This is a genomic window from Mycobacterium barrassiae (assembly GCF_025822765.1).
In the GTDB taxonomy this organism is placed as follows: Bacteria; Actinomycetota; Actinomycetes; order Mycobacteriales; family Mycobacteriaceae; genus Mycobacterium; species Mycobacterium barrassiae.
The window spans coordinates 234,069-260,092 of sequence record NZ_JACKUK010000025.1; the positions used below are offsets into that span (position 1 = coordinate 234,069).

Annotated in this window: 21 protein-coding genes; 12 read left to right on the forward strand and 9 right to left on the reverse strand. The window is 67.5% G+C overall.

Annotated elements, in window-relative coordinates:
- Window positions 1-207: 207 nt before the first annotated feature.
- From H7J93_RS15820 to purH, 8 genes are read left to right on the forward strand one after another with little or no spacing between them, the layout of a single operon-like run.
- Window positions 208-1,785: a glycosyltransferase gene (locus tag H7J93_RS15820; protein ID WP_267307250.1), complete on the forward strand. Its 1,578-nt coding sequence runs from the start codon at window positions 208-210 to the stop codon at window positions 1,783-1,785.
- On the forward strand, window positions 1,782-4,445 hold the full coding sequence (locus H7J93_RS15825) for an ArnT family glycosyltransferase (protein ID WP_267307251.1): 2,664 nt from the start codon (window positions 1,782-1,784) through the stop codon (window positions 4,443-4,445). The genes H7J93_RS15820 and H7J93_RS15825 overlap by 4 nt, the downstream gene beginning before the upstream one ends.
- Window positions 4,445-5,611, forward strand: coding sequence for a family 8 glycosyl hydrolase (locus H7J93_RS15830; RefSeq protein WP_267307252.1), 1,167 nt, complete (start codon window positions 4,445-4,447; stop codon window positions 5,609-5,611). The genes H7J93_RS15825 and H7J93_RS15830 overlap by 1 nt, the downstream gene beginning before the upstream one ends.
- 39 nt (window positions 5,612-5,650) lie before the next feature.
- The gene (gene sfnG / locus H7J93_RS15835) at window positions 5,651-6,790 is read left to right on the forward strand and encodes a dimethylsulfone monooxygenase SfnG (protein ID WP_267307253.1); all 1,140 of its coding nucleotides are present in this window, start codon (window positions 5,651-5,653) and stop codon (window positions 6,788-6,790) included.
- Window positions 6,791-6,838: 48 nt separating this feature from the next.
- Entirely contained in the window at window positions 6,839-7,672 is an 834-nt protein-coding gene (locus H7J93_RS15840; protein ID WP_267307254.1) for a DUF5336 domain-containing protein, read from the forward strand.
- Between the two features lie 59 nt (window positions 7,673-7,731).
- A complete protein-coding gene (locus H7J93_RS15845; protein ID WP_267307255.1) occupies window positions 7,732-9,213 on the forward strand; it encodes a cell division protein PerM in 1,482 nt (493 codons plus the stop codon).
- A 10-nt stretch (window positions 9,214-9,223) separates the two neighbouring features.
- Entirely contained in the window at window positions 9,224-9,853 is a 630-nt protein-coding gene (gene purN / locus H7J93_RS15850) for a phosphoribosylglycinamide formyltransferase (RefSeq protein ID WP_267307256.1), read from the forward strand.
- Window positions 9,850-11,418 carry a bifunctional phosphoribosylaminoimidazolecarboxamide formyltransferase/IMP cyclohydrolase gene (gene purH, locus H7J93_RS15855; RefSeq protein WP_267307257.1) on the forward strand — a complete coding sequence of 523 codons (1,569 nt, stop codon included), beginning with the start codon at window positions 9,850-9,852 and terminating at the stop codon, window positions 11,416-11,418. Before purN ends, purH begins: the two co-directional genes overlap by 4 nt.
- Before the next feature lie 9 nt (window positions 11,419-11,427).
- Here purH and H7J93_RS15860 read toward each other — a convergent pair whose 3' ends face one another.
- Entirely contained in the window at window positions 11,428-11,685 is a 258-nt protein-coding gene (locus H7J93_RS15860; RefSeq protein WP_006245455.1) for a DUF7218 family protein, read from the reverse strand.
- 124 nt (window positions 11,686-11,809) lie between these two features.
- Between H7J93_RS15860 and H7J93_RS15865 the strand changes: the two genes are divergently transcribed.
- The 3 genes from H7J93_RS15865 (at window position 11,810) to H7J93_RS15875 (ending at window position 15,719) form a co-directional block, all read left to right on the forward strand.
- Window positions 11,810-13,192, forward strand: a complete 1,383-nt coding sequence (locus tag H7J93_RS15865; RefSeq protein WP_267307258.1) for a sigma 54-interacting transcriptional regulator — start codon at window positions 11,810-11,812, stop codon at window positions 13,190-13,192.
- Entirely contained in the window at window positions 13,185-15,161 is a 1,977-nt protein-coding gene (locus H7J93_RS15870) for a vWA domain-containing protein (RefSeq protein WP_267307259.1), read from the forward strand. The genes H7J93_RS15865 and H7J93_RS15870 overlap by 8 nt, the downstream gene beginning before the upstream one ends.
- Window positions 15,162-15,233: 72 nt before the next feature.
- The gene (locus H7J93_RS15875; protein WP_267307260.1) at window positions 15,234-15,719 is read left to right on the forward strand and encodes a hypothetical protein; all 486 of its coding nucleotides are present in this window, start codon (window positions 15,234-15,236) and stop codon (window positions 15,717-15,719) included.
- Here H7J93_RS15875 and H7J93_RS15880 read toward each other — a convergent pair.
- From H7J93_RS15880 to H7J93_RS15915, 8 genes are all read right to left on the reverse strand, one after another.
- Window positions 15,716-16,300, reverse strand: a complete 585-nt coding sequence (locus H7J93_RS15880; RefSeq protein ID WP_267307261.1) for a DUF1707 SHOCT-like domain-containing protein — start codon at window positions 16,298-16,300, stop codon at window positions 15,716-15,718. The genes H7J93_RS15875 and H7J93_RS15880 overlap by 4 nt on opposite strands.
- A gap of 126 nt (window positions 16,301-16,426) precedes the next feature.
- Window positions 16,427-17,083 (reverse strand): SDR family oxidoreductase, encoded by a 657-nt coding sequence (locus tag H7J93_RS15885; RefSeq protein WP_267307262.1) that lies wholly within the window; start codon window positions 17,081-17,083, stop codon window positions 16,427-16,429.
- Window positions 17,084-17,087: 4 nt separating this feature from the next.
- On the reverse strand, window positions 17,088-17,864 hold the full coding sequence (locus tag H7J93_RS15890) for an enoyl-CoA hydratase family protein (protein ID WP_267307263.1): 777 nt from the start codon (window positions 17,862-17,864) through the stop codon (window positions 17,088-17,090).
- The gene (locus H7J93_RS15895) at window positions 17,864-19,021 is read right to left on the reverse strand and encodes an acyl-CoA dehydrogenase family protein (protein ID WP_267307264.1); all 1,158 of its coding nucleotides are present in this window, start codon (window positions 19,019-19,021) and stop codon (window positions 17,864-17,866) included. Before H7J93_RS15895 ends, H7J93_RS15890 begins: the two co-directional genes overlap by 1 nt.
- A complete protein-coding gene (locus H7J93_RS15900; protein ID WP_267307265.1) occupies window positions 19,018-20,973 on the reverse strand; it encodes an acetyl/propionyl/methylcrotonyl-CoA carboxylase subunit alpha in 1,956 nt (651 codons plus the stop codon). The genes H7J93_RS15895 and H7J93_RS15900 overlap by 4 nt, the downstream gene beginning before the upstream one ends.
- Before the next feature lie 67 nt (window positions 20,974-21,040).
- Complete coding sequence (locus tag H7J93_RS15905; RefSeq protein ID WP_267307266.1) at window positions 21,041-22,636, reverse strand: acyl-CoA carboxylase subunit beta; 1,596 nt, start codon at window positions 22,634-22,636, stop codon at window positions 21,041-21,043.
- Window positions 22,633-23,781 carry an acyl-CoA dehydrogenase family protein gene (locus H7J93_RS15910; protein WP_267307267.1) on the reverse strand — a complete coding sequence of 383 codons (1,149 nt, stop codon included), beginning with the start codon at window positions 23,779-23,781 and terminating at the stop codon, window positions 22,633-22,635. The genes H7J93_RS15905 and H7J93_RS15910 overlap by 4 nt, the downstream gene beginning before the upstream one ends.
- Window positions 23,778-25,475 carry an acyclic terpene utilization AtuA family protein gene (locus H7J93_RS15915; protein ID WP_267307268.1) on the reverse strand — a complete coding sequence of 566 codons (1,698 nt, stop codon included), beginning with the start codon at window positions 25,473-25,475 and terminating at the stop codon, window positions 23,778-23,780. The genes H7J93_RS15910 and H7J93_RS15915 overlap by 4 nt, the downstream gene beginning before the upstream one ends.
- A 309-nt stretch (window positions 25,476-25,784) precedes the next feature.
- On the opposite strand from H7J93_RS15915, the gene rpmF reads away from it, so the two are divergent.
- A complete protein-coding gene (rpmF, locus tag H7J93_RS15920; RefSeq protein ID WP_066978450.1) occupies window positions 25,785-25,958 on the forward strand; it encodes a 50S ribosomal protein L32 in 174 nt (57 codons plus the stop codon).
- Window positions 25,959-26,024 lie beyond the last annotated feature (66 nt).

A 26,024-nucleotide genomic window follows, 5' to 3' on the forward strand; every position in this document is an offset into this window, starting at 1 on the left:
GGTGTGAACCATTTCGCATTCTGCCGTGACACCCCGCGTGAGCGCCGGGTATCCGCCTTTGGCAAGCACGACGAATTACTTTGCCGGGTAACGGCATCGGTCCGGCGCCCGACATAGTCCAGGAAAGCTCCATTCGATTCGATTGCATGTTGAGCACGAATGCCCGGCGCAGTCGCCGGTGCAAAAACCAAATCCTGAGGCAAATTCATGGCCCGCGTTAACCGTGGCGGCGTCGTATTCGGCGCCGTTTTATTGATGTTCATCGCGTTCGTCGTCTTCGGCGGACGCCTGCTGGGAGGCGAGAGCCATTCCGGCGCACCACCATCGGTGCCCTCGTCGACCACCGACGAAGGCTCCTCCGGCTTCCAGCAGGTACCCGTGCCCCGCGCGCCCGGCGATCGCAGTGTCGGCGCCTCAGGAGGTGCGTTACCCCAGGCCGACGGCGTCCAGGCGGTCTCAGCGGAACCCCCGTCGTCGTCGGTGCCGCAGGCGCAGCGCCAGGATGACGCATCCTGGCCGCAGTTCATCCTCTACGGCCTGCTGATCGCGGTGTCGTCGGCGCTGTTCATCGTGGCCGCCACCACGCTCTGGTGGATGCTGCATGCCTGGCGCAGTCCAGACGTGTTGGCATCGACAGGGTTTCGCCGACGGTCCGCGCGGAGCCCACGCTCGTTCTCACTGCTGTTGCCCGCGAGACACGAAGAAGATGTGCTCGGCGACACCGTCGATGCGCTGGCGCGGCTGGACCATCCCTCCTACGAGGTGATCGTCATCATCGGCCATGACGACCCCGACACTGAGCGGGTGGCCCGTGCCGCCGCCGCGCGGCACCGCCGGACAGTGCGGGTGGTCATCGACGACAACATCCCGAAGAACAAGCCGAAGGCGCTCAACACGGCGCTGCCGGCCTGTCGCGGCGAGATCGTCGGGGTGTTCGACGCGGAGGACGAGGTACACCCGCGCCTACTGCGGCTCGTCGAGGCGCGGTTCGAGGAGTCCCGCGCCGACGTCGTCCAGGCCGGCGTGCAGCTGATGAACGTGCGGTCGACGTGGTGGTCGCTGCGCAACTGTCTGGAGTACTACTTCTGGTTCCGGTCGCGCCTGCACTTCCACGCCGACCAGCGGTTCATTCCGCTTGGTGGCAACACGGTGTTCGTCCGCACCGAGCTGTTGCGTGCGGTGGGGGGCTGGGACCGCAATTGTCTGGCCGAGGACTGCGAGATCGGGGTGCGACTGTCGACCCGCGGGGCGCGCGTCGCCGTGGCCTACGACCCCAAGGTCGTGACGCGGGAGGAGACGCCCGGATCCGTCCGTGCTCTGGTCAAACAGCGCACCCGCTGGGATCAGGGCTTCATGCAGGTGTACCGCAAGGGGGAATGGCGCAGGCTGCCCAGCAGGCGTCAGCGCCTGCTGGCGCGCTACACGCTGGCGATGCCGTTCCTGCAGGCGGCCACCGGTGCACTGCTACCGATCGCGATCGCTTCGATGTTCGTGCTCAAGGTTCCGGTTCCGATGACCCTCCTGACGTTCCTGCCGTTGGCGCCGACGCTCGTCACAGTGGCCGTCGAGTCGGCGGCACTCAGCGAGTTCGGCAAGGAGTTCGGCATCCGGATCCGGCTCTGGGATCACCTTCGGCTCGTGTTGGGCGCGTTTCCTTACCAGCTCCTACTCGCCGCGGCCGCTGTTCGCTCGGTGTGGCGTCAGAGCAGGGGACAGGGCGGCTGGGAGAAGACATCACACGCCAACGCCCACCGCACCGCAGAACCGGAACGGATCGCGGCATGAACCGACTGAGAAGGCTGAATCCGTCGATCCCGGTCGTTGCAATCCTGTTGCTGCTGACCGCGATACCGCGGTTGGTCAATCTGACCGGATCGCCGACCCGCCTCGACGACGAGGGAACCTATGTCGCACAGGCGTTTGCGGTCTCCGAATGGGGTGAGCTCGCCCACTACACCTACTGGTATGACCACCCGCCCGCCGGCTGGCTGCAGCTGGCCGCGTGGAACATGGTCGTCGGCAACGAATTCGGTGGCAGCGCGGTGGTCGCGGGCCGGTACCTGATGGTCCTGGTCGCGGTGCTCACGGCGACGCTGCTCTGGATGCTGGGCCGACGGATCGGGATGTCGCGCCTGGCCGTTGCGGCCGCGGTGACCATCTACGCGGTGTCGCCGTTGGCGATCTCGCTCAGCCGCTCGGTCTATCTCGACAACCTGGCGATCGCGTGGCTGCTGGGCGCGCTGGTGCTGGTGTGCTCTCCGCGGCACCGGTTGTCCGCGATCTTCGGCGCCGCAGCATGTTTCGGCATCTGTGTGTTGACCAAAGAGACGATGATGCTGCTCGTGCCGATGTTGGCATGGCTGGTGTGGATCAAGACTGCCCCCGCCACCCGTCGATACGCGTTGACCGTCTTTGCCGCGGTCTTCGGTGTGGCCGTCAGCACCTATCTACTGATGGCCGTGGTGCGAGGCGAGCTCCTGCCGGGTCCTGGCCACGTGAGCCTGTGGGAAGGCATCAAGTTTCAGCTGTGGCAGCGTGAGGACAGCGGTGCGCTCGGCGATCCCCAGTCGCTCAAACGTCACACCATCGACGAGTGGCTGGCACTCGACCCCGCTCTGCCATGGCTCGCCGCACCGATCGCCTTGACCGGCTTGCTCATTGAGCGCATCAGGCCGTTCGCAGTCGGACTGCTGATCCTCGTCGTCACGGTTGTCCGACCGGGCTACCTACCGGTGCCGTTTGTGATCGCCGCCCTACCGTTCATCGCGCTTTTGGCCGCGGGTATCGGCGAGGCCGGGGTGGCTCGATTGCGCCAACGTGCCGAGGCGCCGCGGCCCAGTGCCGCCCGGTACCTGCGCACCGCGGCCGTGGCGGCGACGGCGCTGGTCGCTTCCGTGGTGGTGTCGCTGTGGCTGCCCAGCTATCACAGTGTGCTTGTCGCCGACAACGATGCGTCGATGCGCCAAGCGCAGCAATGGATCACCCAGAATGTGCCCAAACCGGACCGGCTCATCGTCGACGACGCATTGTGGGTGGACCTGGTCGACGACGGACGCGACAGGCGCAACGTCATCTGGTCCTACAAGGTCGACACCGACCAGCAGGTGCAGAACTGGGCACCGCGCGGCTGGGCCGACTACGAGTGGGTGGTGTCGACGGCGTCGATGCGCGCCAACATGCCCGATGAAGGCGTCCTCACCGATGCGATGTCCCACGCCCGCCCCGTGGCGACCTTCGGTTCCGGCGGTAAGCGGGTCGACGTGTTACGTGTTGACACCGGATCCTCGTCCGAACCCGGGGCTCCCGCGCTGCCCTCGTTCGGTGGGCAGGTCGCGGCCCGTCTCGACGCGGCAAGCAACCCCGATGCGGTTGCGGCGCTGCAGTCACGCACCGTCGACCAGCGGGTGGTCGCCGCGCTCGCGGTTCTGTCATCCACACAACCCGTTGTGCTCGATGGGTTTTCGGCCATCGACGCGGAGAGGGTCGCAGGAACGCCGCAACGGGAGTTCACACTGAGGGGCGCGCCGGGACAGCTGCAGACGTTCGTCGCCTTCTTCGAACGGCAGAGTGAGCCATTCGCAGTCGAGTCCGCCAAAATCGACGGCGACAAACTCCGGGTCCGATTCCCGGCCCGCGCAACGGATGTCGGTCTCGGCGAGGGACAGGCCGCGCCCGCCGAGGGGACGGCCGCGGTGCGGGTCGCCGATGTGCGCAGGACCGTCCCGGCCGATCACATCGAGTTCGTCCGCATCGACGGGGGCGCGGACGGATCGGTCCACGCCGGGCCGGACCCGGCGACGTATCGGACGTTGCCGGCGGGCGCCTACGTCATGCTGACGGTGGGCGATCGCGGCGCTGCCCCGAAGATGCGCCAGGCGTTCACCGTGGCGCCCGGTGGTGTCTACACGCTCGCATTGTTCTCCGCAGCCGAATCCACCGATTTGGCAGCACAACTCGCTCCCGACAGTGCGCCGGGCGGTCCTGGGGTGCGGCTGCTGCACGCGGCCGGTGTCGCAGGAGCTGTCCGACTCACGTTGACGCCGCCGGGCGGCGAGCCCACCGTTCTCGCCGACAACGCGCAGTACGGACTGATCACCGGTTACGCCCCGATGCCCGCGGGCCGTTACGACGCGACGGTGACGGCCAACGGCCACGAATGGCGGATACCCGTTGAGGTGGCCGACGGTGGACCGACGACGCTGGTGCTCAACGACGGCCAGGACGGCCCGCTGCTGCACGGGATGCATGACGTGCCCGGTGCCGCCGCGCCGCTGGATCCGCCGAACCTGACGATGCCCGCTGCGGGTGCCGTCCCCGAGAAGACGCCATCGCAGGACGTGCATGCAGATACGTGGCGCGGCAAGATGATCCCCGTCGTGCTGTGCGCCGTCGTCATCGTCGGCGCGTCCGTCGTGTTCGCGAAAACCCGAGGGAGGCAGCGATGATGAGCAAGCTACGGATCGGTGCCCTGTACGCCCTGGCGCTCATCGTGATCGTCGGCGCGGGATGGGGAATCGCGCAGGCGGTCGACCCGAGGATCACCGCCAGTGACATTCAGGGCATGCGTGAAGCGGCCGCAGTGCAAGCCGGTCGGGAATTCCTCGACGAATACGTCGAGGACGACGGCAGGGTGGTCCGCCGGGACGAGGGCGGCGACGTCGTCAGCGAGGGACAGGCCTACGGCATGCTGATCGCCGTCGCGGTCGGCGACGAGGCCTGCTTCCGGAAGATCTGGGACTGGACCAAGACGCACCTGAGCAGACCCGACGGGTTGCTGTCGTGGCGTTGGGCCGACGGCGCCGTCACCGACGCCAACAGCGCCGCCGATGCAGATCTGGACGTGGCAAGATCACTTCTATTGGCGGGCAACCGATTTGAGGATAACGGTCTTGCGGAGGACGGCAAGCAGCTCGGTCGACACATCCTGGATGCCGAGAGCATCCCCGTCGGTGGTCGCACCGCACCCAGTGAGCAGGTGGTGGTGCCGGGCCGGATGGTGGTCGCAGGCAACTGGGCGACCGCACCGCCGTTCTCCGTCAACCCGGGATATTTCAGTCCCCGCGCCGAGCTTGAGCTCTTCCAGGTGTCTGCGGACCAACGATGGCGGGAGATCAGCCGATCCCAGCGAGTGCTCAGCTGGCAGCTGATCGGCGGGGGAGCGCTGCCGCCGGACTGGGCAGTCGTCGATGAGGCCGGCCATGCAGTGCCGATGCCGGCGCCGGGGGGCGGACCCGTGCACTTCGGCCTCGACGCCGCGCGCGTGCCGATCCGGTTCGCCGAATCCTGCGATCCCGCCGACCGCGAAGTGGCCGCCGGGATGCGCACCGTCGTCGCGGCGCCCGGCGATGTCCCCGGTCTGCGCAACCTCGACGGGACGCCGGCAGGAGACTGGCAGCATCCGGTGGCACTGGTGGCCGCTGCGGCGGCCGACGACGCGGCGGGGGACGACGACGCCGCGGCGACCCGTCTCGATGAGGCGACGGCGCTGCAGCGGCAGTACCCGACGTACTTCGGCTCCGCCTGGGTGGCGCTGGGCCGGATCATGTTGGCCACCTCGTTGCTGGGCGAATGCCCGCAGAACGGCGGACGTTTCCTTCATCGCGATCCATAACGATGACCAACAGGCCGCCCGGCGATGGGATGGCTTCCCATGACGACCGAACGCATCGCAGACCACATCAAGTTCGCGTACTGGGTGCCCAACGTCAGCGGGGGCCTGGTGACCAGCGATATCGAACAGCGCACCGACTGGAACTACGAATACAACGCCAAACTCGCTCAGACGGCGGAGAACAACGGCTTCGAGTACGCGCTGTCGCAGGTGCGCTACGAGGCCAGCTACGGCGCGGAGTACCAGCACGAATCGACCAGTTTCTCGCTGGCGCTGCTGCTGGCCACGCAGCGGCTCAAGGTGATCGCCGCGGTTCATCCGGGTCTGTGGCAGCCGGCCGTGCTCGCGAAACTCGGTGCGACGGCCGACCATCTGTCCAACGGCCGCTTCGCCGTCAACGTCGTATCAGGCTGGTTCAAGGACGAATTCACGCATCTGGGTGAACCATGGCTCGAACACGACGAGCGGTACCGCCGCAGCGCGGAGTTCCTGCAGGTGCTGCGCAAGATCTGGACCGAGGACGACGTGGATTTCCGCGGCGACTTCTACCGCATCCACGACTTCACGCTCAAGCCCAAACCCGTTACCACCCCCGATCGGCCGAATCCCGAAATTTTCCAGGGCGGCAATTCAACGGCCGCGCGGCGTAACGGCGGCCGCTACGCCGACTGGTACTTCTCCAACGGCAAGGACTTCGACGGCGTCACCGAACAAATTGTGGAGGTCCGCGATCACGCCCGCGACGCGGGACGCGAGGTGCGATTCGGCCTCAATGGATTCATCATCGCGCGCGACACCGAGAAAGAAGCCCGCGACGTCCTCCGCGAGATCATCGAGAAGGCCAATCGTCCGGCGGTGGCGGGGTTCCACGCCGCTGTGCAGCAGGCAGGCAACTCGACCGCGGACAAGCGCGGAATGTGGGCCGACTCGACGTTCGAGGACTTGGTCCAGTACAACGACGGGTTCCGCACCCAATTGATCGGCACTCCCGAGCAGATCGCGGAACGCATTGCGGCGTATCGCAAACGCGGAGTCGACCTCATTCTCGGAGGCTTCCTGCACTTCCAGGAGGAGATCGAGTACTTCGGCTCGCATGTGCTGCCGTTGGTTCGCGAAATCGAGGAATCCGAGAAGGACGCAGGGGGTGCGCCGGCCGAACCCTTGCTGGCTTCTCTCTAACCGTCGGTGCGCTAGCGTGGGTTGAAGCCGTCGAGCACAGGAGAGGTCATGTCGTACCCGCAAGGTCCGCCCGGAAACCCCGGATACCCGCCCGCGCAGCAGCCGACGACTCAGTTCGCCGCGCCGACCCAACAATTCGGAAGGACGCCCGAACCCGCACCCGCCGGACCTGCGGGCGCCAGCCCGCTGCCGATGTACCTGACGATCGCGGTCGCGGTGCTCGGACTCGGCGTGTACCTGTCCAGCTTCGGCCCGCTGTTCACGGCCGGCGCGGACTACTTCACGCCGACACTGCTCGACCTCGCGGTGGTCGCGTCGATCGCCGCCGGGTTGATCGCGGGTGTCTCCCTGCTGCCCAAGCAGAAGGCTCTGCCCGCGGTGCTCGCCGTCCTCTCGGTGCTTGCGTTTCTGCTCGTGATCGCGATCGTGCTGACGGCGCCGCAAGGGGTGTCCCTCGACTGGGGTCTCTACCTGATCATCGCGTTCACCATGTTCCAGGCCATCGTCGCGGTGGCGATCCTGCTGTTCGACGCGGGCATCATCAGCCCGCCCGCGCCGCGGCAACCTCGATACGAGCAGCAGCAGTACGGCCAGTACGGCGCGCCGGGCGGGCAATATTACGGACACGCCCAGCACGGCGGTCCGCCGCAGCAGCAGGGCCCGCCACAGCGTCAGGGCTATCCATCGCAGTACGGCGGATATCAGAGCAGCGGTCCGTCGACCGGCGGATACGGCGGCGCTCATCAGAGCGGACCCCCGACACCCCCGACCGGCTTCCCGGCCTACGGCCAGCCGCCGTCGAGCTCCGCGCCGACCACCGAGACGCAGTCGCCGTCGCAATCGGGGGCGTCTTCCACGCAGTCGGGCCTCCCGCCGTCGTAGTCTGAGCCGCGCGTGCGTCAACTTCGCGCGCGCGTGAGCTTGCGCGAGGAGCGGCCTTAGTGGAAAACCGGCCAGTCGGCACACGTCAGGCGCGTGAGCTGCTTCGGGTCGCGTTCGGGCCGTCCGTCGTGGCACTGGGCATCATCGCGGCGGTGGTGTTGCTGCAGCTGCTGATCGCCAACAGCGACATGACCGGCGCGCTGGGTGCGATCGCGAGCATGTGGTTGGGCGTGCACCTGGTGCCGATCTCGATCGGCGGCAGTGAGCTCGGCGTGATGCCGCTGCTGCCCATGCTCGCGATGGTGTGGGGCACCGCACGCTCCACAGCGGGGGCCACGTCGCCGCAAGGCTCCTGGTTCGTCACGCGCTGGGTCGTCGCATCCGCCTTGGGCGGCCCGCTGCTGATCGCCGCGATCTCGCTGGCCGTCATCCACGACGCCGCGTCCGTGCTCACCAAGCTCCAGACTCCCGACGCGCTGCGCGCATTCGGCTGCGTGCTGGCGGTGCACGCGGTCGGCGCGGTGATCGGGGTCGGATCGAGGATCGGCCGACGAGTGCTTGCGGACTCGCCACTGCCCGACTGGCTGCCCGACGCGTTTCGTGCGGCTGCCGCCGGCGTGCTGGCGCTGGTCGGGCTGTCCGGCGTCGTGGTGGCGGGGTCGCTGATCGTGCACTGGGCGACGATGGACGATCTCTACGGCGTCACCAACTCGGTGTTCGGGCAGTTCAGCCTGACGCTGTTGGCGGCGCTGTACATCCCCAACGTGCTCGTCGGCGCAGCCGCGGTCGCCGTCGGGTCCAGTGCGCACATCGGGCTGGCGACATTCAGTGCGTTCACCGTGTTCGGCGGGGACATCCCGGCGCTGCCGGTGCTGGCGGCCGTTCCTACGCCACCGCTGGGCCCAGTGTGGGTGGCGCTGCTCATCGTCGCGGCGGCCTCCGGTGTGGCATTGGGCCAACAGTCGGCGCGCAAACCGCTGCCGCTGGTACCGGCCATCGGCAAGCTCCTCGTCGCCGCCGCGCTCGCCGCACTGGTCATGGCGCTGCTCGGCTACGCCGGGGGCGGTCGGCTGGGTAACTTCGGGCCGGTCGGTGTCGACCAGGCGACGTTCGGGCCGGCCGTCTTCCTCTGGTTTGCCGGGATCGGAGCGTTGACCGTGGCGATGACCGGCGGTATCGCGCGGCGGGTCAAGGCGCCCAAACCGGCTCCGGACCCCGAGCCAGAGCCCGAGTCGGAGCCGGACGCAGACGAGCCTGAGCCGCGGGAGGACCAGGAGCCGGTGGCCGCCGAGCTGGTGGCCGAGGGGCCGGACGTCGAGCCGGAGATCGAGGAGGCCGAGGAGTTCGAGGAGCCCGAGGCCGCAGACCTCGACCTCCCGCCTGCCCCCGCCGAGCCGCCGGGCGTCTTCACCGACACCCCGGCGGACCCAATTGCAGACCCGTCGGCGGACCCCTTCGAGGACCCCGAGGAGCACTTCGTCGCGGACAACGACGGCGATCCGGACCCGACCACAGGTCGCGCACCTGACGGCGATGACTAGGCTGCCAGGCGTGCAGCAACCGGTTCATGTGCCCCCGAAGGTGCCTGCACGGGTTGTCGTGCTGGCATCTGGCACCGGTTCGCTGTTGCGATCACTTCTCGATGCCACCAGCGGCGACTACCCGGCCAGCATCGTCGCGGTCGGCGTCGACCGCGACTGCCCGGCCGTCCGCATCGCCGCGGAGGCATCCGTGCCGAGCTATGCCGTTCGGCTGCGCGACCATGCCGACCGCGACGCGTGGGACGTCGCCATCACCGAGGCCACCGCAGCCCACGAGCCCGACCTGATCGTGTCCGCCGGGTTCATGAAAATACTTGGCCCCCATTTTCTTTCCCGCTTCATGGGCAGGATCATCAACACTCATCCCGCGCTGTTGCCCGCCTTCCCGGGCGCGCACGCGGTTCCCGATGCGCTCGAGTACGGCGTCAAGGTGACGGGCTGCAGCGTGCACCTCGTCGATGCCGGAACCGACACCGGCCCGTTGCTGGCCCAGGAAGCCGTGCCCGTACTCGACGATGACGACGAAGCCGCCCTGCACGAGCGGATCAAGGTCGTCGAACGGCGACTGCTCGTGGATGTGCTGGCCGCGGTGGCGACCCGCGGTGTGACCTGGACCGGACGAAAGGCGAAAATAGGATGACTGACCGTAGGGCTATTCGGCGCGCATTGATCAGCGTGTACGACAAGACCGGTCTCGCCGACCTCGCGCGCGGTCTGCACGAGGCGGGCGTCGAACTAGTCTCGACCGGTTCGACCGCGAAAACCATTGCCGACGCTGGGGTTCCGGTCACCTCCGTCGAACAGGTCACCGGGTTCCCCGAGGTGCTCGACGGCAGGGTCAAGACGCTGCATCCGCATGTGCACGCGGGGTTGCTCGCCGATCAGCGCAAGCCCGCCCACGTGGCGGCGCTCGCCGAACTCGGTGTCGCACCATTCGAATTGGTGGTCGTCAACCTCTACCCGTTCAGTCAGACCGTCGATTCCGGCGCCGGTGAGGACGAATGCGTCGAACAGATCGACATCGGCGGTCCATCGATGGTGCGTGCGGCCGCCAAGAATCATCCGAGCGTCGCGGTGGTCGTCGATCCGCTGGGTTACGACGGTGTGCTCGCCGCGGTGCGGGCCGGCGGGTTCACGCTCGAGGAGCGGAAGAAGCTGGCGGCCTTGGCATTCCGGCATACCGCTGAGTACGACGTCGCGGTGGCGGGTTGGATGTCGTCTGTGCTGGTGTCCGAAGGCGATTCGGCTCCAGCGTCGTTGCCCGTTTGGGCGGGCGCGACATGGCGTCGTGAAGCCGTGCTGCGGTACGGCGAGAATCCACATCAGCAGGCGGCGTTGTATCGCAACGACGTGGACTGGCCGGGACTCGCGCAGGCCCAGCAGCTGCACGGAAAAGAGATGTCCTACAACAACTACACCGATGCCGACGCCGCATGGCGGGCCGCATTCGACCACGAAGAGATCTGCGTGGCGATCATCAAGCACGCCAATCCGTGCGGGATCGCGATCTCGTCGGTGTCGGTGGCCGACGCCCACCGCAAGGCCCACGAATGCGATCCGCTGTCCGCGTTCGGCGGGGTGATCGCGGCCAACACCGAAGTGACCGTCGAGATGGCCGAGACGGTCGCCGACATCTTCACCGAGGTGATCATCGCGCCCGCATACGAACCGGGTGCGGTGGAAGTCCTTGCGCGCAAGAAGAACATCCGCGTCTTGTTGGCGTCCGAGCCGCAGACCGGTGGCACCGAGTTCCGTCAGATCAGCGGTGGGCTGCTGATTCAGCAGCGCGACGAGTTCACCGCGCCCGGCGACGATGCCGACAACTGGACGCTGGCCACCGGCTCACCCGCGGACCCGGCGACGCTCGCCGACCTCAAGTTCGCGTGGCGGACGTGCCGCGCGGTGAAATCCAACGCGATCGTGGTCGCCGCCGACGGCGCGACCGTCGGGGTCGGCATGGGACAGGTCAATCGGGTGGACGCCGCCAAGCTCGCCGTGCAGCGCGCCGGCGACCGCGTCCGCGGCGCCGTCGCCGCATCCGACGCCTTCTTCCCGTTCCCCGACGGGCTCGAGGTGCTGACGGAGGCCGGCGTGAAGGCGATCGTGCACCCGGGCGGGTCGGTGCGTGACGAAGAAGTCACGGCGGCGGCCGCCAATGCGGGCATCACGCTGTACCTGACCGGCGCCCGCCACTTCGCGCACTGACGTTTCGCGCTAGGAGTTGCGGATCTTGTCGATCAGCTTCGACTTGGTGAGAGCCGAGTAGCCGGAGATGCCGATCTCCTTGGCCCGCTTCTTCAGCTCCGGAACCGTCCAGTCGTCGTAGGAACCGGACTTCCCGCCCTTGCGGCCCACGGCCGAGGTCCCGCGAGCAGCGGCGGCATTGGCGATCCTGGCGGACTTCTGCTTCGAGTTGCCCTCCTCGCGCAGGTCCTCGTACAGCTTTTCGTTCTTGATAGACGGATTTGGCATTCCGATGCTCCCTATCTGATTGCTCACCGAAGAGTGCCCGTTGCCTCGCCTTTTATGCAGGGATTGAGCGGTTGTGTCGACCGGGGGACACGCGCATGCGCGGCACACGTCGTAGCGTGGAGTGGTGACTTCACCGAACGACCTGCCCCGCACCGTCGGAGAGCTGCGCGCCTCCGGTCACGTCGAACGGGGCGTCAAAGCCGAGATCCGAGAGAACCTGCTGGCTGCGCTAGCCGAGGGGCGAGACGCATGGCCAGGCATCCTGGGCTTCGAGGACACCGTGATCCCGCAGCTGGAACGAGCCCTGATCGCCGGGCACGACGTGGTGCTCCTCGGCGAACGCGGACAGGGCAAGACGCGGCTGCTGCGGGCGCTGACCGGTCTGCTCGACGAGTGGACTCCCGTCATCGCGGGTGCGGAACTGAACGAGCACCCGTACTCGCCGATCACGCCCGAGTCGATCCGGCGGGCCGCGGACTCCGGGGACGACCTGCCCGTCGAGTGGCGGCACCGCAGCGAGCGCTACACCGAGAAGCTGGCGACCCCCGACACCAGCGTGGCCGACCTCGTCGGCGACATCGACCCCATCAAGGTGGCCGAGGGCCGCAGCCTCGGTGACCCCGAGACCATCGCCTACGGTCTGATCCCGCGCGCGCACCGCGGCATCGTCGCGATCAACGAGCTGCCCGACCTAGCCGAGCGCATCCAGGTGTCGATGCTGAACGTGATGGAGGAGCGCGACATCCAGGTGCGCGGCTACACGCTGCGGCTGCCGCTGGACGTGATCGTCGTCGCCAGCGCCAACCCCGAGGACTACACCAACCGCGGGCGCATCATCACACCGCTCAAGGACCGCTTCGGCGCTGAGATCCGCACGCACTACCCGTACGAACTCGAGGCCGAGGTAGGCGTCATCCGTCAGGAGGCGCATCTGGCCGCCGAGGTTCCCGAGTACCTGCTGCACGTGCTCGCCCGGTTCGCGCGCTACCTGCGCGAGTCGCGCTCGATCGACCAGCGTTCCGGTGTCTCGGCGCGCTTCGCGATTGCGGCGGCCGAGACCGTCGCGGCTTCGGCCCGGCACCGCGCGGCCCTGCTCGGCGAAGAGGATCCGGTGGCCCGAGTGGTCGACCTGTCGACCGTGATCGACGTGCTGCGCGGCAAATTGGAGTTCGAATCCGGCGAGGAGGGCCGCGAGCAGGCCGTGCTCGAACACCTCCTGCGCCGTGCCACCGCCGACACCGCGCAGCGACTGCTCGGCGGCATCGACGTCGGTCCGCTGGTCGTCGCGATCGAGAACGGTTCCGCGGTCACCACCGGCGAGCGGGTGTCCTCCCGCGAGGTGCTCGCCGCGGTGCCGGAGGTCCCGGCGATCGCGGAGATCCAGAAACGGCTCGGGGCGACCAGCGACGGTCAGCGTGCGGCCGCCGTCGAGCTGGCGCTCGAGGCGCTGTATTTGGCCAAACGCATCGACAAGGTGTCCTCAGAGGGCGAAACCGTTTATGGCTAAACGCACTTCGCGGTATTCGCGATACACCGGCGGCCCCGACCCCCTGGCTCCGCCGATCGATCTGCGCGAGGCGCTCGAGCAGATCGGCCAGGACGTGATGGAGGGCAGCTCGCCCCGTCGCGCACTGTCGGAGTTGTTGCGGCGCGGCACGCAGAATATGCGTGGCGCGGACAAGCTCGCCGCCGAGGCCAACCGTCGCCGCCGGGAACTGTTACAGCGCAATAATCTCGACGGCACCCTACAGGAGATCAAGAAGCTGCTCGACGAGGCGGTGCTGGCCGAGCGTAAGGAACTGGCGCGGGCGCTCGACGACGATGCGCGGTTCAACGAGATGCGGATCGAGTCGTTGCCGCCGTCGCCCGCGAAGGCCGTGCAAGAGCTCTCCGACTACGACTGGCGAAGTGCCGAGGCGCGCGAAAAGTACGAGCAGATCAAGGATCTCCTCGGTCGCGAAATGCTCGACCAGCGATTCGCCGGTATGAAGCAGGCCCTTGAGAACGCCACCGACGAGGATCGCCAGCGGGTCAACGACATGCTGGATGACCTCAACGACCTGCTGGACAAACACGCCCAGGGCACCGATACGCCCGAGGATTTCCAGAACTTCATGGACAAGCACGGCGAGTTCTTTCCGGAGAATCCGCGCAATGTCGAGGAGTTGCTGGACTCCCTGGCCAAGCGGGCCGCCGCCGCGCAGCGTTTCCGCAACAGCTTGTCTGCCGATCAGCGCGCCGAGCTGGATGCGTTGGCGCAGCAGGCATTCGGTTCGCCTTCGTTGATGAATGCGCTCAACCGGCTCGACGGTCATCTGCAGGCGGCACGGCCAGGGGAGGACTGGGAAGGCTCGTCACGGTTCTCCGGCGACAACCCAATGGGCATGGGTGAGGGCACCCAGGCGATGGCCGACATCGCCGAACTCGAAGAGCTCGCCGAGGCGCTCTCGCAGAGCTATGCCGGCGCCACGATGGAGGACGTCGACCTCGACATGCTCGCCCGGCAGCTCGGCGATGACGCCGCAGTCGATGCCAAGACCCTGGCCGAACTGGAACGAGCGCTGATGGACCAGGGCTTCCTGGACCGCGGGTCGGACGGACAGTGGCGATTGTCGCCGAAGGCGATGCGCCAGCTCGGTCAGGCCGCGCTTAGGGATGTGGCGCAACAGCTTTCAGGGCGACACGGCGAACGCGATACCCGTCGCGCAGGGGCTGCAGGTGAGCTGACCGGCGCGACGCGGCCATGGGCGTTCGGCGACACCGAACCGTGGAATGTCACCCGCACCCTGACGAACTCGGTGCTGCGCCAGGCCGGCGGCGGTGGCGTCGACATGCCGTTGAAGATCACCGTCGACGACGTCGAGATCTCTGAGACGGAGACCCGTACGCAGGCGGCGGTGGCGCTGCTGGTGGACACCTCGTTCTCGATGGTGATGGAGAATCGCTGGCTGCCGATGAAGCGCACGGCGCTGGCCTTGAGCCACCTCATCAGCACCCGGTTCCGCTCGGATGCGTTGCAGATCATCGCTTTCGGCCGCTATGCCCGCACCGTGACGACCGCCGAACTGACCGGGCTGGAGGGCGTCTACGAGCAGGGCACCAACCTGCATCACGCGCTGGCACTGGCGGGCAGGCATCTGCGCCGCCATCCCAATGCGCAACCGGTGGTGCTCGTGGTGACCGACGGTGAACCGACCGCGCACCTGGAGTCATACGGTGAGGGCGGCGACGGAACGTCGGTGTTCTTCGACTACCCGCCGCATCCGCGGACCATCGCTCACACCGTCAAGGGCTTCGACGACATGGCGGGATTGGGTGCGCAGGTGACGATCTTCCGGCTGGGCAACGATCCTGGGCTCGCGAAGTTCATCGATCAGGTCGCGCGTCGCGTGGAGGGGCGCGTCGTGGTGCCCGATCTCGACGGTTTGGGCGCCGCCGTCGTCGGCGATTATTTACGTTCGCGTCGACGCCGCTAGGCCTTCTACCTGCACTTTTGGGGTGTCCAGGCAACCTCTGCGGACCCCGGTCTTGCCCGGTATGGTTTCGGCGTGCTGAGCAGATTTCTGACGGGCCTCGGGATGGCTGGATTCGTCGCGATAATCGGTGTCCCGGCGACCGCCCTTGCTGATCCTGAGCCGGCGCCCGGCCCGCCGAACGTCGACGCCTTCGCACCGGTGAAGCCGTCGGACTATTCGGTGAATGACGGCGCCTGGTACGCCTTCAGCGCCCCCAGTGGCTTGACGTGCGTGCTGGACCGCCAGACGGGTGGCTATGGCTGCAGTGGGCCGCTGCCCGCGGCGCCGGGCGGAGCCAACCTGGTCAGCGCGGGCCCCGTCGGTGGGCCCGGCTTCGCGAACTCGGCTCGCCCGCTGTACGGCGTGAGCGACGGGGCCAAGCCGCTGCCGCCGAACACACGGCTGTCGTTTCGCACCGTCAGCTGCGGTACCGACGGTGTGGCGACGATGTGCACGAACAGCATCGACCAAACCGGCTTCGTGCTCAGCCCGGCAGGCAGCTTCGTCTTCGGGGCCTAATTACTGGTTTTGCGCGGCTTGCGCTTGACGCCGACGCTGCCCCACAGCGAGAACCCGCGGATTCGCACGCACGGTGCGCCGGGCGTGCCTTCACCGCTGACGGTCTGGTCGAAGGTGCCCATCACCCCGATGCCGCGCAGGTCCACGTTCACCTCGGGCGGCACCAGGATCGTCTGACCGCCGAAGATCGAGTACGAATGGATCTCGACTTCCGGCGCCGTGAAGTCCGCATAGCGCAAATCCAGCACTCCGCCGCCGAACAGAGCAAACGTGGTCATCCGTTTGGGGACGTTCCAGCGGCCGCGGCGCTCGAAGCCGCTCATGATCGCCAGCAGCAGGGTCGACGGCGCGGGCCGGACGGGGCCGCCGCTCGGGCCGCGGGTGAACGCCCCGGGCAGGTCGGCGGAGAGCCGGTCGAGCTCGTCGTACGTCTGGGCGGCGTATGCCTTCGTCAGGCGCGCTTCGTACTCGCTCAGCGGCAATCGGCCCTGAGCCGCGGCATCACTGAGCAACTGCGCCATCTGGATCCGATCAGTATCTGCAGCGCGCATCGAGCCGTTCCGCGACGCTGGAGTGCTCATCCCGGCCAACTGTTCTTTGCCAAAACGCTCATCACTGACGAGCCTACGACGAACGCTGGCACATGCAAGGCCGTTGCCCAAAGTGCGATGTCATCGTTGCCGGCGAATCAGCTAGCTGAACAAACTTTATTGTCTCGCCGACAGGTATTCGGCAAACCCGATGGTGCCGACCGGGTTCTCGGGTGCCAGGTTCGCACCCGCGCGGTAGCCGGCCGCAATACGTCCGGGCACCGGCACCGACACCACTTTCCGGCGGCTGCCGCGTGCCTTGAGGTACATCCGCGCCAGCTCCGCGTGGGTGTGGACCGTGGGGCCGCCGATGTCCGGGACACGGCCCATGGGCTCGGAGTCGATGAGCTCTACGAGCCGGTTGGCGACGTCGCGGGTGTCGATCGGTTGGAAGCGGATATCGCGCACGGCCCACAGCACCGGCGAGTACCGCTGAATCGAGAAGATGGTTTCGATCAGCTCGTGGAACTGGGTGGCGCGCAGCACGGTGTGACCCACGCCGCAGTCCCTCAGCACTTCTTCGACGCGGAGCTTCGTCTGGTAGTAGGGCAACGGGATGCGGTCGATCCCGACGATCGACACGTGCACGAGGTGCGCGACGCCTGCCCGCTGCGCCCCCGCGCCTGCGAGCAGATCGCCGCGCCGCCACTGCACTGCAGTGTCGTCGGTCCGGTCCCTGCGGCTCAGCCCGTAGACCTGATGACCGGCGGCCAATGCGGCGGGCACCACCCGGCGGCCCAACGTGCCGGTTGCTCCGGTGACCAGGACACGCACGGCGCTACTCCTCGGCGATCGCCCAGCTCGGTGGCCGCTTCTGCAGGAACGCCAACATGCCCTCTCGTGCCTCCTCGGACACGAACAACTCGGCCGACTGCCGCGTCAGCGCATCGGCGTCCCGGTCGAACGCGGCAAGCAGTGGGGCGGTGGTGAGTGCCTTCGAGGCCGCGAGTCCCTGCGGCGACGCCTTGCCGATCGCGGTCGTCAGGCTCTTGACCGTGGCGTCGACGTCGTCGGCGGCGACGGTGACCAAGCCGACCTCCGCGGCCTCGGCGGCGCCGAACTTCTCGCCGGTCAGGAAGTACCGGCCCGCGGCACGCGCCGTCATCTTGGGCAGCAGCGTCAGCGAAATGATCGACGGCGCAACGCCGATGCGCGCCTCGGTCAGCGCGAACGTGCTCGCCGGCCCGGCCACGACGATGTCGCAGGCGCCGACGATGCCGAGGCCACCTGCGCGCACGTTCCCGTCGATGGCCCCGATCACCGGCAACGGCAGCTCGAGGATGCGACGGAGCAAGCGGGTCATCTCACGGGCTCGGTCGACGGCCACGTCGCTGGGATCCCGACCCGCAGCCTCAGCGAGATCTGCTCCCGCGCAGAAGGTTCCGCCCGTATGGCCGAGCACCACCGCCCGCACTCCCGTCTCTTCGGTGGCGGCGGTCAGCCCTTGATGCAGCTGGTTCACCAACTCGGTCGACAGCGCGTTGCGGTTGCCGGGCGAATCCAACGTCAGCCGGGCGACGCCGGCTTCGGCGGAGTAACGGACGAGTGTGCTCATCAGTACGACCGTGGCAGACCGAGTGAGGTCTGCGCGACGAAATTGAGCACCATCTCCCGGCTGACCGGTGCGATGCGTGCGAGCTTCGACGCGGTCACTGCCGCAGCGATGCCGTACTCCTTGGTCAGTCCGTTACCGCCGAGGCTCTGGACCGCCTGGTCGACGGCCCGTACCGACGCCTCACCCGCAGCGTATTTGGCCATGTTCGCGGCTTCGGCGGCGCCGGCATCGTCGCCGAGATCGTAGAGAGTGGCGGCCTTCTGCATCATCAACTTGGCCAACTCGATCTCGATGTGGTTCTGCGCCAACGGATGTGACAACCCCTGGTGCGCGCCGATCGGCGTCTTCCACACCTGCCGGGTCTTGACGTAGTCGACGGCCTTGTTGATCGCGAACCGGCCCATCCCCACCGCGCTGGCCGCACCCATGATGCGCTCCGGGTTCAGGCCCGCGAACAACTGTGCGATCGCTGCGTCCTCGGAGCCCACCAACGCGTCGGCGGGCAGGCGCACCTCGTCGAGAAACACCTGGAACTGGCTTTCGGGGCTGATGAGTTCCATCTCGATCTTGGTCCAGCTCAGCCCGGGCGTATCGGTAGGCACGATGAACAGCGCGGGTTTCAGGTTGCCGGTTTTGTGGTCTTCGGTGCGACCCACCACGAGGACGGCCTGCGACTGGTCGATACCGGAGATGAACACCTTCTGGCCCGACAGGATCCAATCGCTGCCGTCGCGCCGAGCGGTGGTCGTGATGCGGTGGCTGTTGGACCCGGCGTCGGGTTCGGTGATTGCGAACGCCATGGTGATCGACCCGTCGGCGATGCCGGGGATCCAGCGCTTCTTCTGTTCCTCGGTGCCGAACTTGGAGATGATCGTGCCGTTGATGGCGGGGGAGACCACCATCAGCAGCAGCGCGCATCCGGCCGCGGCCATCTCCTCCATCACGAGCGACAGCTCGTACATGCCCGCGCCGCCGCCGCCGTACTCCTCGGGCAGGTTGACGCCGATGAACCCGAGTTTGCCTGCCTCACTCCATAACTCGTCGGTGTGCTGGCCGGACCGCGCCTTCTCCAGGTAGTAGTCCTGGCCGTAGTTGGCGGCCATCGCGGCGACGGCCTTGCGCAGCTCCCGCTGCTCTTCGGTCTCGACGAAGCTCATTGCTCTCCTCCAAGTACTCGGGCCAGTGGGAAGCCGACGTCGACCTGCTGGCCGACTTCGACATTGAGTTCGGCAAGCACGCCGTCGGCGGGAGCGACGATGGTGTGCTCCATCTTCATCGCCTCCAGCCACACCAGGGGTTGCCCGGCGGTGACAGGATCGTTGACCTTGGCGCCGATGCGCAGCACGGAACCCGGCATCGGGGCCAGCAGCGAGCCTTGTGCGACGGCGGCGTCGGGATCGCCGAAGCGTGGCAGCGCCACCAAATGTACGGGGCCCAAAGGGGAGTCGACGAACACGTCGGTTCCGTAGCGAGCGATGTCGAAGGGGCGTTCCACGCCGCCGATCGACAGCACGGCCCGGTCGGCCGCGGCGGTGACGAGGGTGATGTCGTCGTGGTCGGGAAGTTCCAGACCGGTGCGGATGTACCGGTAGCGGACCACATGCTCGGCACCGGCGTCGTCGACGTAGGGCTTGGTCTGGTACCCCGAGGCCAGGTTGCGCCAGCCGCTGGGCGCAGCGGCGAATACCGTTGCGCTGGCGCGGTTCTGCGCGGCGTCGGCCAATGCGGCTGCGACCGCGGACAGCTCGACGGCACGGTCGTCACCGAGGGGTGCGGCCAGTCGGTCCAGGCCGTGGGTGTCGAAGAAAGCGGTGTCAGTGGCGCCGTCGAGGAACGCCGGGTGTCGTAACACGTTGACCAACAGGTCGCGGTTGGTCCGCACACCGTGGATGCGGGCGCGGGTCAGCGCGTCGGCCAGCACACCCGCGGCCTGGCGTCGTGTCGGCGCCCACGAGATCACCTTGGCCAGCATCGGGTCGTAGAAGATCGAGACCTGCGAACCGTCCACGACGCCGGTGTCGACGCGCACGCCGCGCACGTCGGGATCGAACTCGGTGGCGGCGGGTACGTCGAAGCGGTGCACCGCGCCCGCCTGCGGCTGCCAGCCCTTCGCCGGGTCTTCGGCGTAAACCCTTGCCTCGATTGAGGATCCGCGTGACGCCGGTGGCTCGCCGTCCAGGCGTCCGCCGTCGGCGACGTGCAGCTGCAACTCGACGAGGTCCAGTCCGGTGGTGGCTTCGGTGACGGGGTGTTCGACCTGCAGTCGGGTGTTCATCTCGAGGAAGAAGAACTCTCCGTCATCGTCGGCCATGAACTCGACGGTCCCCGCGCCACTGTAGCCGATCGCCTCCGCAGCCAGGCGGGCGGCGTCGAACAGCTTGGCGCGCATTCCCGGTATGCGCTCGACCAATGGCGAGGGCGCCTCTTCGATGATCTTCTGGTGACGACGCTGAATCGAGCATTCGCGTTCACCGACCGCCCATACCGTGCCGTGTTGGTCGGCCATCACCTGGACCTCGACGTGGTGGCCGGTGGCCAGGTAGCGCTCGCAGAACACCGTCGGGTCGCCGAACGCCGACTGCGCTTCGCGGCGCGCGGCCTCCACTTGCCCGGCCAGCGCGGACAATTCGTCGACCACCCGCATACCGCGGCCGCCGCCACCCGCCGAGGCCTTGATCAGCACCGGCAACTGGTCGGCGGTCACTGTCTCAGGGTCGAGTTCGGTGAGCACCGGTACGCCCGCGGCGGCCATCAGTTTCTTCGCCTCGATCTTGGAGCCCATCGCTGCCACCGCGGCCACCGGCGGCCCGATCCACGTCAGCCCGGCATCGCCGACCGCTGCGGCGAAATCGGCGTTCTCCGAGAGGAATCCGTATCCGGGATGGATCGCGTCCGCGCCGGCCGCGCGTGCCGCGGCGATCAGCTGTGCCGCGTCGAGGTAACCGCGGGTGCCCTCCAGTCGCACCCGGGCGTCGGCCTCGCCGACATGAGGCGATGCTGCGTCGGGATCGGTGTAGACGGCCACGGTGCTGATGCCCAGTCGCCGGCAGGTGGCGAACACCCGGCGCGCGATTTCGCCGCGGTTGGCCACCAGCACTCGAGTGATCATGTCGCCTCCTCTGCGATTTGTGTGCGTTTCGGCGCGCTCACCGCTCCTGAATGCACACAAATCGCAATCACATCCGGAAGACGCCGAAGTTCGACGTCCCCTCGATCGGTCCGTTGGCGATCGCCGACAGGCACATACCCAGCACGGTGCGGGTGTCGCGCGGGTCGATCACACCGTCGTCGTAGAGGCGACCGGACAGAAACATCGGCAGCGACTCCGCCTCGATCTGCGCCTCCACCGCTGCCCGCAGCGCCGCGTCGGCGTCCTCGTCGACCTGCTGGCCGCGCGCCTCGGCGGCGGCTCGGCTGACGATCGACAGCACGCCGGCCAGCTGAGTGCCGCCCATCACGGCGGATTTCGCGCTGGGCCAGGCGAACAGGAAACGCGGGTCGTAGGCGCGCCCGCACATGCCGTAGTGGCCCGCGCCGTAGGAGGCGCCGATCAGCAGGGAGATGTGCGGCACGGTGGAATTGGAGACCGCGTTGATCATCATCGAGCCGTGCTTGATCATCCCGCCTTCCTCGTACTTGCGACCCACCATGTAGCCGGTCGTGTTGTGCAGGAACAACAGTGGCGTGTCGGCGCGGTTGGCCAACTGGATGAACTGGGTGGCCTTCTGCGACTCCTCACTGAACAGCACGCCACGATGGTTGGCCAAAATGCCGATCGGATAGCCGTACAGCGTGGCCCAGCCCGTCACCAGCGATGAGCCGTACAGCGGCTTGAACTCGTCGAAGTCCGAGCCGTCGACGACGCGGGCGATGACCTCGCGCGGATCGAACGGGATGCGCAGATCGGCGGGCACGATGCCGAGCAGCTCGTCGGGATCGAACAGCGGCTCGGTCACCGGCCGCGGCTGCGGCCCCTGCTTGCGCCAGTTCAGTCGGGACACGATGCGACGCCCGATCCGGATCGCGTCGAGTTCGTCGACGGCGAAATAGTCGCCGAGCCCCGACGTGCGGGCGTGCATCTCGGCGCCGCCGAGCGACTCGTCGTCTGATTCCTCACCGGTGGCCATCTTCACCAGCGGTGGCCCGGCAAGAAACACCTTGGATCGCTCTTTGATCATCACCACGTGATCCGACATGCCGGGGATGTAGGCACCACCGGCGGTCGAGTTTCCGAAAACCAGTGCAATGGTGGGGATTCCGGCTGCCGACAGCCGGGTCAGATCGCGGAACATCTGCCCGCCGGGGATGAAGATCTCCTTCTGGGTGGGCAGGTCGGCGCCGCCGGACTCCACCAGCGAGATGACCGGCAGGCGGTTCTCCAACGCGATCTGGTTGGCCCGCAACACCTTCTTCAAGGTCCACGGGTTGCTGGTACCGCCCTTGACGGTCGGGTCGTGGGCCACCAGCATGCACTCCACGCCCTCGACCGCGCCGATGCCGGTCACCAAGCTGGCGCCCACGGTGAAATCGCTGCCCCAGGCGGCCAGCGGACTGAGTTCCAAAAACGGCGAATCAGGATCGAGCAGCAGCTCGATGCGCTCACGCGCCGTCATCTTGCCGCGCTCGTGGTGGCGCCGCACGTACTTCTCACCGCCACCCGCGAGCGCCTTGGCATGTTCGGCGTCGAGTTCAGCCAGTTTGGCCGCCATCACCTCGGCGGCCTCGGTGAATGCCGCCGATCGCGGATCGATGGTGGACTTCAGCGCGGTCATGACTGAAACCCAAGGGTTTTGGCGGCGAGGCTGGTGAGGATCTCCGTCGTACCGCCGCCGATGCCGAGGATGCGCATATCGCGATACTGCCTTTCGACTTCGGATTCGGCCATATACCCCAGCCCACCGAACAACTGCACCGCCTGATTGGCCACCCACTCGCCCGCCTCGACGGCGGTGTTCTTGGCAAAGCACACCTCGGCGATCAGGTTGACTTCGCCGGCCAGCTGCCGTTCGACGACATGACGGGTGTACACCCGGGCCACATCGATACGCCGTGCCATCTCCGACAGCGTGTTCTGGACCGACTGTCGCGAGATCAACGGTCTGCCAAACGTTTCCCGGTTGCGGCACCACTCGACGGTGAGATCGAGGCAGCGCTGCGCGCTGGCGTAGGCCTGTGTCGCGAGGCCGACCCGTTCGGACACGAACGCCGCAGCGATCTGCCGGAACCCGGAGTGCTCCGGGCCGATCAGGTTGGCGACGGGCACGCGCACGTCGGTGTACGACAGTTCGGCGGTGTCCGACGACCGCCAGCCCATCTTGTCCAGCTTGCGGCTGACCGCAAAACCCGGTCCGTCTTTGTCGACGACGATCAGGGATACGCCGGCCGCCCCCGGCCCACCGGTGCGCGCCGCGGTCACCACGTAGTCGGCGCGCACGCCCGAGGTGATGTAGGTCTTGGCGCCGTTGATGATGTACTCGTTGCCGTCCCGCACGGCGCGCGTGGTCAGGTGCCCGACATCCGAGCCGCCGCCGGGCTCGGTGATGGCCAGGCTGCCGATGAGATCGCCCGCCAACGTCGGGCGCACATACGTGTCGATCAGCCGCTGGTCGCCCGAAGCGATCATGTGCGGCACGGAGATCCCGCAGGTGAACAATGACGCGTACACACCGCCGGGGGACCCGGCGTAGTGCATCTCTTCGCAGATGACCACCGCGTCGGCGCCGTCGCCACCACCGCCACCGACCGCCTCGGGATACGCCGCGCCGAGCAGGCCCGCGTCACCGGCCTTGCGGTGCAGCTCGCGCGGCAGTTCGCCGCGGCGCTCCCACTCCTCGACGTTGGGCAGCACCTCGCGTTCTACGAACGCCCGCACCGTCTTTCGGAGTTGTTCCCGTTCCGGGGTGTACCAGATGCTCAACGAAGCAGCTCCTCGGGTATCTCGATCAACCGGCTGCGCAGCCATTCACCCAGCCCCTTGGCCTGCGGGTCGAAGCGGGCCTGATAGGCCACCCCCCGGCCGAGGATGCCCTCGATCACGAAGTTCACGGCCCGTAGGTTCGGCAGCACGTGCCGCGTCACCTTCAGATCGGTAGTCTCAGGCAGCAACTCGCGGAGCTTGTCGACGGTCAGGGTGTGCGCCAGCCAACGCCAGTGGTCGTCGCGGCGTACCCACACTCCGACGTTGGCGTTGCCCCCTTTGTCGCCGCTGCGTGCCCCCGCGATCACTCCCAGCGGCACGCGTCGTGTTGCGCCACCGACAATCGGCTCCGGCAGCGCGGGCGTCGGTACGTCGGCCAGTTCCAGGGTGTCGGCGGCTGGCGGAATCTCGGTACGGGTGCTGTCGGCGTGCACCGCGACATGGGTGACGGCGGTGGCAGGCACGAAGGCGGGTTCGAACACGCCGTACAGCTGACCGTCGCCGGGTGGCGTGGTGCTGGTGAAGCCCGGATAGCTGGCCAACGCGAGTTCGACTGCCGCCGAGGAGAATTTGCGTCCGACATTGGCGGGATCGGGGTCGCGCACCACACAGCGCAGCAGCGCGCTGGCCGCTTCCTCGGTGTCGGCGTCCTCGTGGTCGGTGCGTGCCAGCGTCCACTGCATCTCGGCCGGTTTGACCGTCAGCGTGTCCTCGAGCTGTTTGCGCACCAGCGCGGCCTTGGCCTCGATGTCCAACCCGGTGAGCACCAATGTCATCTCGTTGCGGAATCCGCCGACGGCGTTGAGTGACACCTTCATCGTCGGCGGCGGCGGTTCGCCCTTCACTCCGCTGATGCGCACGCGATCGGGCCCGTCGTCGGACAGCTCGATGGTGTCGACCCGCAGCGTCGCGTCAGGATTGGCATATCGGCCGCCGGTGATCTCGTAGAGCAGTTGTGCGGTGACGGTGTTCACCGTGATTGCGCCACCCGTGCCGGGATGTTTGGTGATCACCGACGAGCCGTCGGAATGGACCTCGGTGAGCGGGAAGCCAGCATGAATGAGGTCGGGGATCTCGGTGAAGAAGGAGTAGTTGCCGCCGGTGGCTTGCGCGCCGCATTCGATGACGTGGCCGGCGGCGATCGCGCCCGCAAGCCGGTCGTAGTCAGTCCGACCCCATCCGTGGTGCGCGGCCGCAGGCCCGACGACGACCGACGCATCGGTGACTCGGCCGGTGACGACGACATCGGCACCCGCATTCAGGCAGTCGACGATGCCCCAGGCGCCGAGGTAGGCATTGGCCGCCAGGGGCGTGCCGAATCCCAGCTCCTCGGCACGAGGGAGGAGGTCGTCGCCTTCGACGTGGGCGACCGTCACGCTCAACCCGAGCCGGTCGGCCAGGGTCCGCACCGCGGCCGCCAACCCGGCGGGATTGAGCCCTCCGGCGTTGGCGACGATGCGGACCCCGCGGTCCAACGCGGTGCCCAGGCATTCCTCGAGCTGGACGAGAAAGGTCTTGGCGTAGCCACGGTCGGGCGACTTGGCGCGGTCGCGCGCGAGGATCAACATAGTCAGTTCGGCGAGGTAGTCACCGGTGAGATAGTCCAGGTCGCCGCCGGTGAGCATTTCCCGCATGGCCGCGATCCGGTCGCCGTAAAAGCCCGAGCAGTTGCCGATGCGAACCGCAGGCGTCACCTGACACGCTCCCCTCGTCATCGAGTGCGGGGCCGACCAACCGGTAGGTTAGCCGCAATTGCCGCGATAGTGCAGACAGGGTTGTGAATCGCCGCCGACAACGACCCTGGGTGCAATCTCGACGGTAGGACCCCGTTTCAAGTGCGGGGCCGCGGCAACCTCCGGCCTGCGCATTCTGCGGCGCGGCCCGGCGCCCGCGGTGCATTTTGGAGCAGATACAGGTCACGGGCTATCCTGAAGGGCAATTGCCGACGCCTGACACCTCGCGCGGCTCTGACTTCAGTACTTCTCAAGAGGAGAATCTCGATCATGGCTGTGCCCAAGCGCAGGATGTCGCGTGCGAACACCCGTAGCCGGCGTTCGCAGTGGAAGGCCAAGCGCACCGAGCTCGTGGGTGTGACCGTCGCCGGCCAGCAGCACAAGGTGCCGCGCCGCCTGCTCAAGGCCGCGCGCCTCGGCCTGATCGATCTCGACCGCCGCTGATCAGGGGGAGTGCCCCCGCATCGGCGCGCCTCTCAGGTCACTCTCAGATAGTGGGTTGACACTGTG